The organism is Veillonella montpellierensis DSM 17217, from assembly GCF_000426745.1.
GTDB lineage: Bacteria > Bacillota > Negativicutes > Veillonellales > Veillonellaceae > Veillonella > Veillonella montpellierensis.
The window spans coordinates 98,246-116,638 of record NZ_AUFY01000006.1 but is presented as its reverse complement, the minus strand read 5'-3'; the positions used below and the strand labels follow the sequence as shown (position 1 = coordinate 116,638).

The window sequence follows — 18,393 nt, the reverse complement described above, 5'->3', positions numbered from 1 at the left end:
AAATCTATTGTGGATCCTTTCTTTGAATAAGCACGTTAAATACATATGAATGCTGTCACATAGACATTATTATATAAAATAACAAAAAGTTATTCTCTTTCTTATGGTACACATTCATTTTAATATATACATTATAGCATGAATCTACTCTAGCGAGCTAATATATCTGTTAGTAGTACTTGATGAATAGATAAAAATAATGATATAGAATGATAGTGTTATGACTCCCTTAGGGAGAAATAATTAGTATAGTATGTTTCATGCGTGTTGTGATGCACTAGAAAGCATTTAGATTATGAAAGTTATAATGGGGAATAATTACTGATGATAAGGTAATGGAGAAAGTTTGAGGTGTATAAGTGATTTGTTATTATTAGATATGATATAATGAGAGATATCGATATAAAGTTATTATATGGTAGCAACTATAAACTATTTTAAAAGAATAGTAGTAAAATTATGATAAGTACATAAGGAGGCTCCTATGAGAGTCACAAAAGCGATTAAATCAGAACAGTTAAAGATTCTATCAGAAGTGTATAAGGATGCTAAACCAGCATTGGTATATAATAGTCCTTTTGAATTATTGGTAGCAGTAATATTGTCAGCCCAATGTACGGATGAACGTGTTAATATTATTACAAGACGATTATTCCCTCAATATAGTGATCCAGCAGATATGTTAGCGTTAGGAGTAAAACAATTAGAAGTATTAATTCGTGATTGTGGATTATATCGAGCAAAAGCGGCTAACTTAATTGGTACATGTGACATATTAGTTCATAAATATGCTGGAGAAGTACCAACTGATTTTGAGTCATTACTAGAGTTGCCCGGAGTAGGAAGAAAAACCGCTAATGTCGTCGTATCAGTTTTGTGGGGAATACCAGCCATTGCTGTTGATACGCATGTATTCCGTGTGGCTAATCGATTAAAATTAGGAATTGCTAATACTCCTTTAGAAATGGAGGGTAAATTACAGAAAGCGATTCCTAAGAAAGACTGGGCTGCAGCCCACCACTGGCTTATTTGGCATGGTAGAAAAATTTGTAAAGCGAGAAAACCATTGTGTCATGTATGTCCATTAGCCAAGTTGTGTCCTTCGGCAGGAAAGGTTGTGTAATTATGAAGACAAGTCATCAAAAGATGATAGCATTATTTCAAGATAACGGAATTGATGGTATAGATATAGTGAATGAACTTTTGCGATTTAGAGTGCTCGATCAAATGATTTCATCGCATCCTGCCACAAAAGAGTGGGGGATTACGGCAGATAAATTATTTTCCTTAGCTCATGAGGCTACAGTACAATCATTTGGGGAGATTTCCTATGCAATCGATACATTTGAAAAACTATATGGCCCCTCTTTTTCTGTAGATGTGATGGATTTTATTAGTGATACGGGCATTATAGAGGGCATGAATGCAGGCTATCAATGGAAAACTCCATTAATGGCATATATTAATCAGTATAAGGCGGAATCCAATACTACTATTTTATTTGCTTATGTAGAAGAATATACGAGCCTAATAGAGGATATTTTACAAGCCTTTGGTAAAAAGCGAGTTGTTTTATATACTGCTTCAGAAGTGTGTTACAGTGTGTTGAGTCGATTATATCCGTTGGCAACAATTGTAAATGAATGGCCAAGTGCCACCTATTTTGATCACATAGTAACTGCTACAGTTGGCATGTATCAGGATTCAGAACATATCATGGAAGAAGTGGCCAATGGTATGAATAATCTTTCTAAATATGGAACGGCTCATTTATTTTTGCCGTTGACAGCAATTCAAAATCAAACTGGTCTTAATAGAATGGCGTTACAGTTCTTTTTAGGACAAAAAAAACTAGAGCGAGTTCGGGAATGGACGCCTATTGGAACTTATGAATTTGTATTTGGCCCTAGTGAAGTCAAAAAAATGAAAGCAGAAATCTGTGAAATCATAGATGACACGTATCGAACAACGCCTTTTATTGCCTTACCCCATGAGGTATTTTCAGAATTAGAAGTATTCTCGTTAGTCGGATATGGTTTATCCTTATGTTCTGTTATTTTACCGGGCACATCGAATGACCTAGCCATGGGGCAAGAAGGATTGTACTGTCGCGATGCTCGTTTGCCAGAACGTATTATAGATCATCTCGTAGAAGAAGACGCATGGTACTTGACCTGCGAACGTAATGGGTTATCTATTAACTTTGGATTAACTGATGAAAAGCCAGAAGATGTATCATTTTGGATGTTCCCTAGTCAAGCAATCGCTTATATGTGGTTTGCTTATTTCACATGTGATCGGGGACGTGACATAGCGGGGCGATTGGCAGAGATGGTTTTATCAGAAGATGCTTTTTGCCAGTTAATTAGCAGTTGCCGTCGTCGTAGAGTTAGTGATACAGAAAAAAATGATATTATTGAGACCCTTGATACAGCAGAAAAAAGATATGCAGATACTCTTAGAAAAGCAGAAACTAATTATGATCAGATCTTAGAGCAATTAGGCGAACATATACTGCCTTAATCTTCTTTTATAGTAGTATTATATAAATTGAGTATACTTACTATGTGGTAATTATGGCATAGATAGTGTATTATAATAGAGGTTGTGTAAAAATGGAGGAATATATATGGCTGTTGTAAATTTTGAAATTTATAAAGTATTAGGGACTTTATCAGAAGATAAAGACGGAAAAAGCAAACAATTAACTTGTATTAGTTGGGGACGCTATAACCCTAAATTTGATTTGCGGTCTTGGAATAGTGATTATACGACTATGACTAAGGGAATTACCTTGTCGTTAGAAGAAGCGTTGGCACTGAAAGATTTATTAAATAAAGTGGATTTAGAACAAGCGTATAATGAATCAATAGCAGAACGTCAAGCCGCTAAAGCTGCAGAAAAATAGAATTAAACATAGATAATACAAGATGTTGTAATAAAAATTTGCAATTACCCCACTATTATGATACAATTTGTAAGAATAATAATAGTCACTGAAAAGAGGTGTATATAATGAAACAAGGTATTCATCCAGATTACCAAGAATGCACTGTAAGTTGTGCATGTGGTAATACATTTACAACTGGATCTGTTAAAGGTAATCTTCGTGTTGACGTATGCTCTAAATGTCATCCGTTCTTCACAGGGCAACAACGTGCGGCACAAGCTCGTGGTCGTATTGAACAATTTAACAAACGTTACGGTAAATAATTTACTGAAATGTTACTATACAAATGACATGGCAGAGCTGGGGCTCTGCCTATATTTGTTTAGAGAGAGGAGTTATCCTTTGAAATCTAAAAAAATGAAAAAATTTGTTGGTGGTCAGGCAGTCATTGAAGGTGTCATGATGCGTGGCCCTGGATATACAGCAACAGCAGTAAGAGAGCCAAGTGGTAGTATTGTTATTGATAAATATGCGACTACATCGATTAGTGATCGATATTCTATTCTACAAAAACCATTACTTCGTGGATGTGTTGCCCTTGTAGAATCATTGGTTATTGGTATGCGTGCTTTGGCATTCTCTGCTAAAGCAGCTGGTGAAGCAAATGAAGAAATGTCCAATAAAGAGATTGCTATGACTATGATTGTTTCAAGTGTTATTGCGATTATTTTTTTCTTAGCCTTACCTACATTTGTTGCCAAATATGTTCCCGGCGTGGGAAACAATCATGTGCTATTAAATTTAGTAGAGGGAGTTATACGATTAGCTCTATTTTTGTTATATATATGGGGTATTGGCTTAACGCCAGATATTAAACGTGTATTTCAATATCATGGGGCAGAGCATAAGACAATTCATACATATGAAGCTGATGAAGAGTTAAATGTGGAAAATGTAAAACGCCACTCTCGTTTACATCCTAGATGTGGCACTAACTTTTTACTGATTGTTATGATTGTGAGTATCTTTATATTTGCTTTTTTAGGATGGCCCAATTTAATTGAACGTATTGTATCACGGGTGCTTTTAATGCCTGTGGTAGCTGGTGTTTCTTATGAAATAATTCGTTTAGCCGGGAAAAGTACAAATTCATTGATACAAACAATTATTACTCCTGGGTTATGGTTACAATATATGACGACTCGAGAACCAGAAGATGATCAAATTGAAGTCGCTATTCGTGCATTACAGGAAGTTAGACCACCTGAGTCAGAGGCATATGAAACAAATTAATGATGAAGGAGATATACTAAATGGCTTTGGTAGATAAATTACAAGTAATTGAAGATAAATTCATGGATTTAGAACAACGAATCAGTGATCCAGCTGTGATTGCACAACAGCAGGAATGGCAAAAATTGACACGGCAGCACGCATCACTGGTAGATACGGTAGATACTTTTAGAGATTATAAAAAAGTACTCCATGAATTAGATGAAGCATTAGAAGTAGTAGAAGATAAAACCTTGGATGAAGAATTTCGTGAAATGGCACAAGAGGAACTTAAGTCGTTAAAAGAAAGACGAGAAGTGCTGGAAGAAAAATTACATATCTTGTTATTACCGAAAGATCCAAATGATGATAAAAATATTATCATTGAAATTCGTGGTGGCGCTGGTGGCGACGAAGCGGCATTATTTGCAGGGGATTTGTTCCGCATGTATACAAAATATGCAGAATCACAAGGCTGGAAATGCAGTATTTTAGATGCTAATGAACCAGAATTAGGTGGTTTTAAAGAAGTTGTATTCTCTGTGGATGGAGATAGTGTATATTCTAAGATGAAATTTGAATCAGGGGTACATCGTGTGCAACGTGTACCAGATACTGAATCGCAAGGAAGAATTCATACATCGACAGTTACAGTAGCAGTATTGCCAGAAGTAGAAGAAGTAGATATTCAAATTAATCCAGCAGATTTAAAAATTGATACGTATTGTGCGAGTGGTGCTGGTGGACAACATGTAAACCGTACTGAGTCAGCAGTACGGATCACACATGTACCAACTGGAGTAGTAGTAGCGTGTCAAGATGAACGATCTCAATTAAAGAATAAAGATAAAGCTATGAAAGTATTAGCGGCAAAACTTCAAGACATGGCGGATCAAGAAGCCGCTTCTACTGTAGCTGCGGATCGAAAAAGTCAAGTTGGCACGGGGGATCGTAGTGAACGTATTCGCACATACAATTATCCACAAGGGCGTGTAACGGATCATCGTATTAATTTAACATTATATAAGTTAGATGCCATATTAAATGGTGATTTAAATGAAGTTATTCAAGCACTGATTGCAGCTGACCAGGCGGCTAAAATGCAAGGAGCTAATGTAAATGAATAAGGAGATTTGGACGATCGGTCGAATTCTTCAATGGACAGAGCAGTATTTTCATAACAAGGAGTTGGATACACCACGACTTGATGGGGAGGTACTGCTTTCTCATGTGTTGGGGAAAGATAGAATTTATTTATATATTCATTATGATCAACCCTTAACAACAGAAGAATTAAGTGCGTATAAAGCACTTGTACTTAAACGCGTCAATGGATATAGTGTGGCCTCTATTGTGGGACATAAGGAATTTATGGGCCTATCATTTATGGTAAATGAAGAGGTATTAATTCCACGGCCTGATACAGAAACATTAGTAGAATACACAATTGAGTCATGTAAACAAAAAACTGATCTATCTGTGTTAGATGTATGTACTGGTCCAGGAACAATTTTGTTGAGTCTATTACACTATTTGCCGCAAGCAACTGGCATTGGATTAGACCTATCAGAAAAAGCATTAGATGTGGCTAAACAAAATAGAAAGGCTTTGCAATTAGAAGAACGAGCTACGTTGATACAATCTAATATGTTTACTTCCTTAAAGAAAGAGAAGCTATTTGATATTATTGTTTCCAATCCACCCTATATTCGTACAGGTGAGATGGATACATTGCCAAGCGAAGTACTCCATGAACCACATATGGCACTGGATGGAGGCGAAGATGGACTCGATTTTTATCGCATTTTAGTAAGTGAAAGTCATCATTACTTACAACAGGGCAGTCTTCTTATTATAGAAATCGGTATTCATCAAGAAGAGGCTATTATTCAGTTATTTGCATCTGCACCACAATATAAGTGTATAGATACAGTGCGAGATTTGGCGAATGTAATTCGTGTATTAGTATTTCAAAAGGTATGAGAATATATGCAATCATTTACGTGCAACGTATATGATGTGTCAATGCTGCTTCATTTTATAGGAAGGAGTATAGTGATATAAAGTGGCTATCACTAAGTACAATGGAAACAAAGATATATAAATATCCTACAGAGAAAGAGATTGAATGTATAGGTAAAATGTTGAGGGATGGCTGTGTGGTTGCATTGCCAACCGAAACAGTATATGGACTAGGTGCCAATGGCCTTGATGAAAGAGCGATGGATAAAATTTATCAGGCGAAAGGGAGACCTTCAGATAATCCACTAATTTTACATGTACCATCTATGGAGGCGGTTACACCGTTAGTCCGAGAAATTTCAGAAACTGCCCATCGTTTAATGGAAACATTTTGGCCTGGTCCATTAACGATTACATTACCCAAATCTGATCTAGTTCCTTATCGTGCGACGGGGGGATTAGATCGAGTTGCATTGCGCTGTCCTAACCATGAATTATGTCGCTCCATTTTGCAGGCTGCTGGTGTACCTATTGCGGCACCAAGTGCCAATATATCTGGTAGGCCGAGTCCTACTTCAGCAGAAGCAGTACTACATGATATGAAAGGCCGAATCGATGCTATTGTTGATGCAGGAAATTGTCAAATCGGCGTAGAATCAACAGTAGTAGAAGTTAATGACAACAAAGTAACCATTTTACGCCCTGGTGGGATCACAAAAGATATGTTAGAAAAAGTAGTAGATACTGTAGTATATGATACACATATGGTAACTGGCAACGGAGTACCCAAGGCGCCTGGTATGAAATATAAACATTATGCACCAGATGGAGAAATGACAACATTGGTAGGCAATCCTCTAGCGGTTGCTCGTGAGATGGCTCGTATGATGACAACATTATCAGGACCTATTGGTCTATTAATTAGCCAAGAAGCATATGAATTTTTACATACGATGGTTGATGTATCTAAGGTGCATTGTATTATTTATGGTCATCATCAAGATGATACTTCACTGGCAAATAAGCTATATGCATCATTATTAGAGTTTAACAAACAAGGGGTAACACATATACTCGCAGAAGGTGTAAAATCTGAGGGAATGGGTGTGGCGATTATGAATCGCATGGAAAAATCAAGTGATCATCGTATTGTTATAGTAAAGAAGTAATGCTCATTGTGTCGGAAATGGTGTTGACAGCTTGATATACAGATTTTCTTCTTCTACTGTAGTAACAAAAGTATGATTTCTATAAATAAGTATTGGAATATTTCTAATACTTTGCTATAATAGTTTATGTTGGTTGGACTAATGTGTTTTTGTAAAAGACAAAATTCTAGTCAGGACTAACTTATTCGGTGAGTAGAATAAGTAATGAGGTTATAGGTGATGAATATTTTATTTGTATGCTCGGATAATACGTATCAAAGTCCTATAGCAGCAGCCATAACGGAATCAATTCTTACAGAATCATCTATAGATTTAGTGGTTGATTCAGCTGGTTTATTTTGTGCGAATGGTGCTAAAGTTAAGGGAAAAGTCATAGAGTTGATGCAATCTATGGGATTTGATCTTTCAACACATCGCTCAAAACCGCTTAGCGTCGGGCTAATGAATGAGGCCGATTTAGTAATTGCTATGACAGAAACTGATAAACGTGTATTATTGCGACAATTTATCTTCATGGCAAATAAGATTAAGACTATTTGTGAATGGGCAGATACAGAGAATGCTGAGGCGTGTATACTATCCATAGACAGAGTGGCTAAAAAAGATATAGAAACACTTCAAAAGTTAATTGCTAAGGCTATTACGAATATGAAACCGTTAAGATAGTGATACAGATAGATAAGGAGTTGATAGTATGAAGGTTGCCATTGGATGTGATCATGGTGGATTTCATTTAAAACAAGTCATTATGACTTTTTTAGAGTCAAAAGGCATCCCTTTTTATGATTTTGGGGGCTATTCAGAAGCGTCTATTGACTATCCGGATATAGCTAATCTAGTAGCTAACGCAGTGGCATCTGGTGAGTATGATCGCGGAATTTTAATTTGTGGTACTGGTATTGGAATTGGCATAGCCGCTAATAAAGTAAAAGGTATTCGTGCTGCTTTATGTCATGATACATTTTCAGCACATGCATCAAGAGAACACAATGATGCTAATATTTTAACTATGGGTGAGCGTATTATTGGACCAGGCTTGGCAGTAGATATTGTTGATGTTTGGCTTACTACTGAGTTTGAAGGTGGTAGGCATTTACGGCGAGTAGAAAAGATTATGGCCCTTGAGGAACATGAGTCATAATTGCATGAAATTCTATTATATAAGTAGAGTAGATAATGGATTGATTTTATAAGATTCTTTTATAAATTATATTGCCATAATTGACGTATATAAGGTAATATACATAGAGAGAAGAAAGTAGAGGCTATCATATGAGTATGTTAAGAACACAAGATCCAGAAATTGCTAAGATTATTGACTTAGAATTACATCGTCAACGTCATAAATTAGAAATGATTGCATCAGAGAATTTTGTAAGTGAAGCAGTCATGGAGGCACAAGGTAGCGTACTGACCAATAAATATGCGGAAGGATATCCAGGAAAACGATATTATGGCGGCTGCGAATATGTAGACATGGTTGAAACATTAGCGATTGAACGAGCTAAGAAACTGTTTGGTGCAGAGCATGTAAATGTACAGCCACACTCAGGTTCACAAGCAAACTTTGGCGTATATTTTGCATTGCTACAACCAGGTGATACGATTATGGGCATGAATTTGTCGCATGGAGGACATTTAACTCATGGATCTCCCGTTAATGTATCTGGTTCCTATTTTAATGTGGTAGATTATCAGGTGGATGCGACTACACAACGAATTGATTATGATGCAGTGGCTAAGAAGGCAGAAGAATGTAAGCCTAAATTAATTATCGCTGGCGGTAGTGCCTATTCGCGGATTATTGATTTTAAACGATTTGCAGATATTGCACATACAGTCGGTGCTATTTTCATGGTAGATATGGCTCATTTTGCTGGTCTTGTAGCAGCAGGATTGCATCCAAATCCAGTAGACTATGCAGATGTGGTAACAACAACAACACATAAAACATTACGTGGCCCTCGTGGTGGGTTGATTATGTGTAAAGAGAAATATGCAAAAGCTATTGATAAAGCTATTTTCCCTGGCATCCAAGGGGGACCATTAATGCATGTTATTGCAGCTAAAGCTGTTGCCTTTGGTGAAGCCTTAGAGCCAACTTTCAAAGAATATGCTACACAAGTTGTAAAAAATGCACAGGCCTTGGCGAATCAATTAATTGATAATGGTTTAACCATTGTCTCTGGGGGTACAGATACTCATGTTATGTTAGTCGATGTGCGCAATACAGGTTTGACTGGTAAAGAAGCGGAACATATATTAGATGAAGTAAATATTACTTGCAACAAAAATACAATTCCTTTTGATCCAGCAAGTCCGTTTGTCACAAGCGGTATCCGATTGGGTACGCCCGCATTAACTTCTCGTGGTTTACAAGAAATGGATATGAAAGAAATAGCTAATATTATAGCTATGGTATTACAACATCCAGAAGACACTGAAAAACAAGAAGAAGCTAAACGTCGCGTATCTAACCTTTGTGAAAGATACCCTTTATATTAATTTTATAAGTGCTATATAGGAGGCAAATTAGTTATGAATGTAAATGTAATGACACATCCATTAATTCAGCATAAAGTAACGCTTATGCGATCTGTGGAAACAGGTTCTAAAGATTTTAGACAGCTTTTAGATGAAATTACATTGTTAATGGGATATGAAATTACACGAGATTTGCCATTGGAAGATGTAGATGTACAAACTCCACTTGTAAAAATGGTAGGTAAGCGAATCGCTGGCAAAAAATTAGGTATTGTGCCAATACTTCGTGCCGGACTTGGTATGGTTCATGGTATGTTAGACTTGATTCCTACTGCTAAAGTTGGGCATATTGGTCTATATCGAGATCCAGAAACATTGAAACCAGTTGAATATTACTGTAAATTACCAAGTGATATAGCAGAACGTACTTTTATTGTTACAGACCCTATGCTAGCCACTGGAGGAAGTGCATCTGCAGCGATCACGTTATTAAAAGAAAAAGGTGCTAAACATATTCAATTGATGTGTTTAGTAGCAGCTCCAGAAGGTGTTGAAGTAGTCAATAAAAATCATCCAGATGTGACTATTTTTGTAGCAGCTCTTGATGAATCTTTAAATGAGCATGGATATATTTTGCCAGGATTAGGCGATGCAGGAGATCGTATTTTTGGCACTAAATAAAGAATAGGATTAATACTAGGAAATGGCAGTATATAGAACCCGTTGGGAACTATATACTGTCATTTTTAGCATGTATAGTTAGCGTATGGGATGACTAGAGTTTATACTTTCTATATGTGTTATTGTAAAAGTCTAGCGTTAATCGTTATAATTTTATAATTTAACATATAGATAATAATTATCCTTTACAATAAAAATGAAAATTGCTATAATTTTTATGGTTTTATAAGTTGTTTTTAGCATAATAAGGAGAGAAAATTTTGGTTACTACAAGACAATACAAGAGTCAATATCATATTTTGCTTTGGATAGGAGTACTATCGGCTATTTTTATTGGCATGATGGAATATGGGTATGCATTACAAGGTAAGCTTGATTGCCATTGGAAAATCTATTTGGGGCTTATACCATATGTAACGTGGATTGTTATGACATATTTGGCGACAAAACCTAAATGGTTTATACAACGTTATAATGTAAAAGAGATGTATAATGTACATCGTATTCTTGGTATTATATGCACCTTGTTGATTGCCGCTCATTGGTACTTATATTTTGGTAAAGCTGCTAAATCCGTACTAGGTTGGTGGGGTGGCTATACAGCATTAGTTGCCATGTTTATTGCATTTGTTGTAGGTGTTATCTATTTGTCACCATGGGTTAAAAAATTAGCTACTTCTATGTCACATAAGAAGGTGATTTGGCTTCATCGTTTGAATGTAGTGGCCTTGATTGCAGCTAATATCCATGTTCATGGATTTAAACGGTTAGTGGCAATGGTACCATTTTTACAAGTTTATGATATTATTACCTATGCATTAGTGATATATTATCTATATTGGATGTATAAGAATAAATAATACAATTGTATCCTATAGCATGGTATAGATATATAGGCATAGTTATTATTTTATTATAAAGTATATAGAATTATAGAAACTAGAGGAACATTGACAATTGTCATGCTCCTCTAGTTTTTTTATCAATAATTAAACTACCTAAGTACTCTTTTGTCGATATTTTTGGAGTGTTTCGTGTATATTTTATATCTTTTTGGCTTGAATCGTATATTTCTTAGAATTTCTATATTTACAACGCTTATATCTTAGTATACTATATGTATTAATAATAATTATTGTTTTCATTAATTGTGTATTTAGAGAGATTTTGTATGAAAATACAATAAGTAATGTATCGATGGCTATAACGTCTTGGTTAATTGGTTTGTATGTATGTTAACCTGTATATGGAGCTTCACGATTACAAGATGTGCAGGTGAAAGCTGATCGTAATATAGAAAAAGCGAAATGGAGTCCTCAAAAAGTTACTAGTATTTCTCAGAAAGATATACAAGATAAACCAGCTAAATCTGAAGGAGATATTATTTTTAATCAGACAGGACTTTCATGCACGGTCATTTTCTAGTAATTGTTCGTTATACTACTAAGTATACACATACATATAGGGAATCTACATATCACTTTATTATGATGATAAATAATAAAATTATCGTCGTATATGATTGTAAAATTAAAAAATTAGGGGTAATTTTGGGGAAATATACATACCTTACTATACATTTTTGGATTAAAATGCATGTATTTATTATCTTTTTGGAGTTATTCTGGATTTTGATATTTACAAAGAAATAGTGATACTATACTATAACATTAATGAAAATTATTATCGATTTTGGAGGTGCTTATGCATAAAAGAAAAGTGATATTATCACTAGGTATATTATGTTGGATGTCATCATGTTGCGTAACGTGTAATGTATCTGCAGCCACTACACTTAATGCAGTTACTGTACGTGCTAATAAAGCAGTTGAGGAAGCTAAATGGAATTCGCAACAAGTTAGTATTATTACTCAAAAGGATATACAAGATAAACAAGCTAAATCTGTGGAAGATATTATTTTTAATCAGACAGGTGTTTCTCGAACTGTTGATGCCATGGGGCGTGTTGGTGTATCAATTCGTGGTGCAGAGCCACGACATACATTAATCTTGGTAGATGGACAACAAGTCATGGGAGATTTATCAAAATATTCAGGTGCTGCTGATGAGTTACTAAGGTTAGGAACTGAAAATGTAGAGCGCATTGAAGTGATTCAAGGCGCAGCCAGTGCTAAATATGGTTCGGATGCTGTAGGTGGTGTTATTAATGTTATTACTAAAAAAGCTAATGTAGCACCAGAAATAGCCTTTAACATGGAGAGTTTGAGAGGTAAAGGTGATAGAGGATTTGTTCCACATAGCAATTATTATGTGCGTGCAGATTCTGGGCGAATGGGTAATGCTACTATTGGTATATTTGGGAGTAAAAGAGATATTATGCCCGTGTATGCCACTGAAAAGCGGCGACATGTTTGGGGAGAAAATGAATCATTTCAAGAAAATTTTCAAACCAATGAATTAAGATATAGCGGTAATGCTATCCAATTAGGCGCTGTTGGCTCGTATGAGTTTTCTAAAAATAACAAGATGGATTTTAATATAGGCCATTATACAGAAGACTTATCGAGACATGTTAAACATACTGATGCAGAAGTAGAGCCACAACAAATTTATAAACGCAAGTCAGAACGAGATAATTATACTTTTAATTGGTCAGATAAAAAAGGGCATACAGCATGGACTATTGAGTCTAATTATACAAAAATGAAAGAAGATGATGTGGCACTTACTAATTATAGTGGTCGATCACGTTATGAAGGAAAAAATGAATTAAAATATATAGATAATGTTGATCATCGCCAGAAAACGATACAAGCAAATTTTATGACAGATCTTAACGATCAACATGTATTGAGTTATGGATTTGGACAATCTATCGAAACAGGAGAGGGTAGTCGTTTGAAGGCATCTCCTCATAGAAAAACGATGAAAGTGAATCCGTGGGACTATGATAAAAATTTAATGGTAGATAGCGTTGATAATATTGAAGGTCTATCAAACACAGCAGCTAATAATAGAAAATTATTATGGTCTCATATTCATGATTATGCATTTAATGAAAATAATGTGTGGCAACAAAATTATGAATATTATGGGTTAAAAGATAATAGTAAACCTTTGGTGTCGTATAATGACTATGTTAAATATGGCTTAGAAAAAGGCGAAATTTCTATGTCAAAATATACAGGGAGCATTTCTGGTAATAGTGGTTATGATACGCCGTCAAAATCGTGGTTTTTAAATAATTATCAACCTTTTAAAGAAGCATTAGAACGAGAAAACCCAACATTAGCAAATACATCATATACTAATATAGTAGGTAAGTATTTTTCTGAAGGTGTCTCTCATGATCCACGAATTAATAAGACAGCACCTATTTATAATGGTAAAAAGTTTATGGGTGAGTATCGTGAACGTAATAATCAAATCACTGTAGGTAGTGGAGAGATAAAAAAACGACATATTTATATTGGTGATACTTGGCAAGTGTCAGATGACACGATTTTTACACCAATTATTCGTGCTGATTGGAGCAGCTTATTTGGACTTAATATATCTGGAAACCTTGGCATAACGCACATGGTTCATGGGAATCCACATCGTCGATTAAAAACTAATATTGGTACAGGATATACAGAACCAGGAATGGGTGAGCTGTGGTATAACTGGGAAATGTTTGGTAGTACACCAATTGCTATGGGATATGCTCGTATGGGTTGGTGGTGGGATGGAAATCCTAATTTAAAACCAGAAAAATCCGTTAATTATGATATTAGTTTAGAAGGAGAGAATAAAAAAACAACTTGGCGAGTAGGTATATTTCATAACCAGATTAAAAACTATATGACTACTTACTTTACAGGTAAAGTTAAGGATTTTGCACCTTATTTGAGTTTTACTGAAAAATGGAAAGTGGCACCTGATCTTATTTATAGTTTTAAAAATATAGGGAAGGCTGATATTACAGGACTTGAGTTTGAAGTTACACAAAAGCTTGGTCATTACTGGTCTACTAAATTAGGTTATACTTGGCTTCATGCGATTAATAAATCAGACCCTACTATGCCACATCAATTATTAGACAAACCAGTACATAAATTTGATATTAATATTAACTATACGAATAAAAAATCTGGTTGGAATGGTTCTTTATGGAGTAATTATTATATTAATATGTTAGACTCTAATTCTTTGGCAAATTCATCCAATTATTGGAGTATGGAGGGATTAGACAAACAAGCTAGTCAAATTTATGCACATCGTTCAGATTATAAAAAGAAAACATTTGGTATTTGGAATTTTATATTGCAAAAACAAATCGGTAAAGATTCATTGGCATATATAGGAGTTAATAATATATTCAATCACCATGATGATGATCGAGCTATACAGTCACGAGTATATCGTTTTGGTATTAACATGAAATTTGGCAGTGGTGATATAACTAGTGATGGCAATTTTGAAAGTCCTTTTATCTTATCTAAGTTATCATTGGATGATTTTGTAGCATCATCGTTTGATAGCAATAAACAACGTGGAGTTACTTTAATTGGTGACTATCGTGCAAGGTGGAATGCACATGGTGGATCTAATCGTGCAGGTGTTATATTCCGTACAGATACGAGTGTGGCGACAGGAAGCAAAAATATGTATGATGCAGATGGTCACTCATTTGGACAACGTCTTCGATTAGGAATTGATGCTAGAATGAATGATACATTGCATGTAAAAGTAGTAGGCAGTGCATCTAGTACATCTAATATAGATACGAAGCTTGATTTAGATAAGAATAAATCACTTAACAAACAGAGAATTGATAAACTAGATGTTACAAAACATGTAAATCATTGGGACTTTTCAATTGGCCGATTAACAGAATCTATGGGCGTAACTGGCTACTGGTTTGGTAAAGAATTTGATGGAGTTCGTGCTATTTGGACGGGCCAGAATTCCCAAATTCGTATAGGCTATGGGTCTTTAAAAGGTAGTACTGGTATTATTGATTCTCCATATACTCATATTTTGTATGAAAAGTTCAAACGACCAGTTACTGTGAATGAACTACTTGGAATTAAGCCTGATGCTACTGGTACTAATTATGATTCTTCATATAAACCATTAGAACCATCAGATGTCATAAAAGGAGCAGATAAAAATATTAATTTTTATAAACAATTGAGAGATTCTGTTGATGCTAATGAACCATTAGAAAAACGAGCTGACATATTACGCAGATTAGTAACAATAGTAAATAAAGCTTATGGAAAGGAAATGAATAAGATTCGTATTCCATTAGCTCTTTATGGAGATAATAAAATTGAACCTGTATATAAAATAATTAATAAAAAAACAAAAAAAGAACTCATGGTAAGAGGGCTAGACCTTAATTTTTCAACACAGATTACAAGTAATACAACAGATGAAGACTTGAAATTTATTGAAAAATATGGTGATGCATTAAGTATTAAAGGTTCGGAAATTAGTGCATTAGAAACGAATAAAGATGGTAAAGTGGGATGGAATTATCTACAATCAGCAAATAAAAAGGCTTCTATTATTTCTGCATATAATGAACTTGCAAAACATGAGATCCGTAAATTATGGAAAATCTATGATACTGATGAATATCGTAATGAAATGATTACGCGAGCTGTTGAAAAAACTGCTGATGGAACATGGAAGCCTATTACGGTCAATGAAACATGGGGAGATTATGAGTTGCCTAAAACTGTGACAATTGCTGATTTAGAAGAGTCAATCATACCACCAGATGATTGGGCCGCAGGTCCATATAAACCTATCAATAGTGACAGATTAATTGAATCTATCTATGAATCTAGCTTTACAGGTGAAGGTTCACCGCAAGGTTTAACTATTTATGGATCTGAAGGACGTCTCCCTCAAGTATTTTTATCATATCTTTATAATTTAACTAAAGTATTATATTCTGCTGAAGATGGAAGTAAACAACCACGAGCCGGATTAGGGGATGCAATCGGTTTAATTGTTAAAACTGAAGGATCTGTTATGGAGCAAGATGTGATACCTTCCATTCATCAAACTGTATTTTTACAAGTTAAGCACAGGTTGAATCATAATTTAGGTTTCAATGCTTGGTATTTGCAATCCATTAATGATGACACATATACTATTGGTGCAGCTAATGGCAAGAACAATGATATGTCAAAATTTAATCACTTAGCTAATGTGTGGGGCATAGGGGCTAAATGGCAATTTGGTAGAAGTGCTATTCTATCCTTTGACTATGGACGTAATCAAACTAATTTTGGACGATATATGAATGGTCATTCCGTAGGGTATCAAGAGGCTGACTCTGGGGATTATCAAGCTAAAGGACATGTTGATGGTGGCACTCCTTATTTTTGGACTGCACGATTAGATATTGGTAAAGCAGATATCAATGTCCCTCGTAGCTGGAATATGTTTGTAGATTATAAATATTTCCAACACGGTTCATTCTTTGGTGGCAACGGGACTGAATCCTTACCAGATCGCTATTTAGATGGTATACGTAGCTTTACTATAGGTACTGGATATGTGCCAACGAAGAATGTTCTTTGGGAAATGTTCTATACTTTTGATGCAAAAGGCACTAATAAACGAGATACATTATTTGGTCCTGAAAATTTCTCATTAGGTGATTATGCAAGAGTACAAGCTACTTATAAATTCTAAAGTAGAAGTAAAGTTATTTAGTTATTTCCAATGGTATAATATAGTATTAGTTATACTAGTAAATTTTATATAGAGTAAAATACATTTACCATATTTCTCAATATAAACACATATTTATATTGACACCGTAACATCTAACTTGTACAATTATGATAATAGCTAAGAAACAGAGTAGTAGTCTCGTATCAGCGAGTGAGGATAGTGTAAGCTCACAATTGAGTCGAAGGCGCTGTGGAGCTTTGACAGGAACGCCAATTGGTTAGTAAAGGTCGATTAAAAAAGAGGGCATATTGCCAAGTAGGGTGGAACCGCGGGTTATTCTCGTCCCTGTAGCGAATTTCGTTGCAGGGACGTTTTATTTTGTTCAATTACCATCGATTATGAGTATGTGGAGGATTGATTATGACATTTCAAGAGATCATACTAAATTTGCAAAAATTCTGGGGCGAACATGGCTGTGTATTGCAAAATCCTTATGACGTAGAAAAAGGTGCGGGCACCATGAACCCAGCAACATTTCTTCGTGCCATAGGACCAGAGCCTTGGTCTGTTTGTTATGTAGAACCATCACGTCGTCCGGCAGACGGTCGCTACGGAGATAATCCAAATCGTTTATATCAACATCATCAGTTTCAAGTGATTATTAAACCATCGCCAGATACGATACAAGAATTATATTTAGAGAGTTTGGCGGTCTTAGGAATTCATGCGGAAGAACACGATATTCGATTCGTAGAAGACAATTGGGAATCTCCTACATTGGGAGCGTGGGGCCTCGGTTGGGAAGTCTGGCTTGATGGAATGGAAGTAACACAATTTACCTACTTTCAACAAGTTGGCAGCATAGACGTAAAGCCAGTTTCTGTAGAGATTACCTATGGCTTAGAACGATTGGCCATGTACATTCAAGGGGTAGAAAATGTGTACGACTTGAAATGGAATGATACGGTTACCTATGGAGACGTGTGGCATGCCAACGAAGTGGAACAATCTACCTATAATTTTGAATTAGCCAATACAGATATGTTATTTACCTTATTCGACATGTATGAATCGGAAGCAAAACGCATTTGTGAATTAGGCTATGTGCTACCAGCCTATGATTATGTATTAAAATGTTCGCATACATTTAATTTGCTTGATTCTCGCGGGGCTATCAGTATTAGTGAAAGAACGGCGTTTATTGGTCGTGTACGTGCATTAGCTCGTATATGTGCAAAAGCACAATTAAAAAAACGAGAAGAATTAGGATTCCCACTTTTGAAAGGAGATAAATAA

General features: G+C 35.3%; 16 protein-coding genes. All 16 read left to right on the top strand.

Annotated features, from left to right (window positions below; all coding sequences use genetic code 11):
• Positions 1-484: 484 nt before the first annotated feature.
• A complete protein-coding gene (nth, locus tag K357_RS0103000; RefSeq protein WP_028257394.1) occupies positions 485-1,123 on the top strand; it encodes an endonuclease III in 639 nt (212 codons plus the stop codon).
• 2 nt (positions 1,124-1,125) lie between these two features.
• Positions 1,126-2,523, top strand: a complete 1,398-nt coding sequence (locus tag K357_RS08665; protein WP_038113499.1) for a hypothetical protein — start codon at positions 1,126-1,128, stop codon at positions 2,521-2,523.
• Between the two features lie 106 nt (positions 2,524-2,629).
• Positions 2,630-2,908, top strand: coding sequence for a YdbC family protein (locus K357_RS0102990; RefSeq protein ID WP_028257393.1), 279 nt, complete (start codon positions 2,630-2,632; stop codon positions 2,906-2,908).
• Positions 2,909-3,015: 107 nt separating this feature from the next.
• On the top strand, positions 3,016-3,213 hold the full coding sequence (gene rpmE / locus K357_RS0102985; protein ID WP_028257392.1) for a 50S ribosomal protein L31: 198 nt from the start codon (positions 3,016-3,018) through the stop codon (positions 3,211-3,213).
• Positions 3,214-3,307: 94 nt separating this feature from the next.
• Positions 3,308-4,183: a DUF1385 domain-containing protein gene (locus tag K357_RS0102980; RefSeq protein WP_038113498.1), complete on the top strand. Its 876-nt coding sequence runs from the start codon at positions 3,308-3,310 to the stop codon at positions 4,181-4,183.
• A gap of 20 nt (positions 4,184-4,203) precedes the next feature.
• Positions 4,204-5,289, top strand: a complete 1,086-nt coding sequence (gene prfA, locus K357_RS0102975) for a peptide chain release factor 1 (protein WP_051212035.1) — start codon at positions 4,204-4,206, stop codon at positions 5,287-5,289.
• Complete coding sequence (prmC, locus tag K357_RS0102970) at positions 5,282-6,145, top strand: peptide chain release factor N(5)-glutamine methyltransferase (RefSeq protein ID WP_028257389.1); 864 nt, start codon at positions 5,282-5,284, stop codon at positions 6,143-6,145. The genes prfA and prmC overlap by 8 nt, the downstream gene beginning before the upstream one ends.
• A 101-nt stretch (positions 6,146-6,246) precedes the next feature.
• Entirely contained in the window at positions 6,247-7,293 is a 1,047-nt protein-coding gene (locus K357_RS0102965) for an L-threonylcarbamoyladenylate synthase (RefSeq protein WP_028257388.1), read from the top strand.
• Between the two features lie 219 nt (positions 7,294-7,512).
• Positions 7,513-7,959 (top strand): arsenate reductase/protein-tyrosine-phosphatase family protein, encoded by a 447-nt coding sequence (locus tag K357_RS08660; RefSeq protein WP_051212031.1) that lies wholly within the window; start codon positions 7,513-7,515, stop codon positions 7,957-7,959.
• A gap of 28 nt (positions 7,960-7,987) precedes the next feature.
• Positions 7,988-8,434, top strand: a complete 447-nt coding sequence (gene rpiB, locus K357_RS0102955; protein WP_028257387.1) for a ribose 5-phosphate isomerase B — start codon at positions 7,988-7,990, stop codon at positions 8,432-8,434.
• Positions 8,435-8,565: 131 nt separating this feature from the next.
• A complete protein-coding gene (gene glyA / locus K357_RS0102950; protein WP_028257386.1) occupies positions 8,566-9,798 on the top strand; it encodes a serine hydroxymethyltransferase in 1,233 nt (410 codons plus the stop codon).
• A 33-nt stretch (positions 9,799-9,831) separates the two neighbouring features.
• The gene (upp, locus tag K357_RS0102945; protein WP_028257385.1) at positions 9,832-10,458 is read left to right on the top strand and encodes a uracil phosphoribosyltransferase; all 627 of its coding nucleotides are present in this window, start codon (positions 9,832-9,834) and stop codon (positions 10,456-10,458) included.
• Positions 10,459-10,718: 260 nt separating this feature from the next.
• A complete protein-coding gene (locus K357_RS0102940; protein WP_028257384.1) occupies positions 10,719-11,318 on the top strand; it encodes a ferric reductase-like transmembrane domain-containing protein in 600 nt (199 codons plus the stop codon).
• A 415-nt stretch (positions 11,319-11,733) separates the two neighbouring features.
• Complete coding sequence (locus K357_RS09710) at positions 11,734-11,883, top strand: hypothetical protein (protein ID WP_156004875.1); 150 nt, start codon at positions 11,734-11,736, stop codon at positions 11,881-11,883.
• 279 nt (positions 11,884-12,162) lie between these two features.
• Positions 12,163-17,115 carry a TonB-dependent receptor plug domain-containing protein gene (locus K357_RS0102925; RefSeq protein WP_028257382.1) on the top strand — a complete coding sequence of 1,651 codons (4,953 nt, stop codon included), beginning with the start codon at positions 12,163-12,165 and terminating at the stop codon, positions 17,113-17,115.
• Positions 17,116-17,517: 402 nt separating this feature from the next.
• Complete coding sequence (gene glyQ, locus K357_RS0102920; RefSeq protein ID WP_028257381.1) at positions 17,518-18,393, top strand: glycine--tRNA ligase subunit alpha; 876 nt, start codon at positions 17,518-17,520, stop codon at positions 18,391-18,393.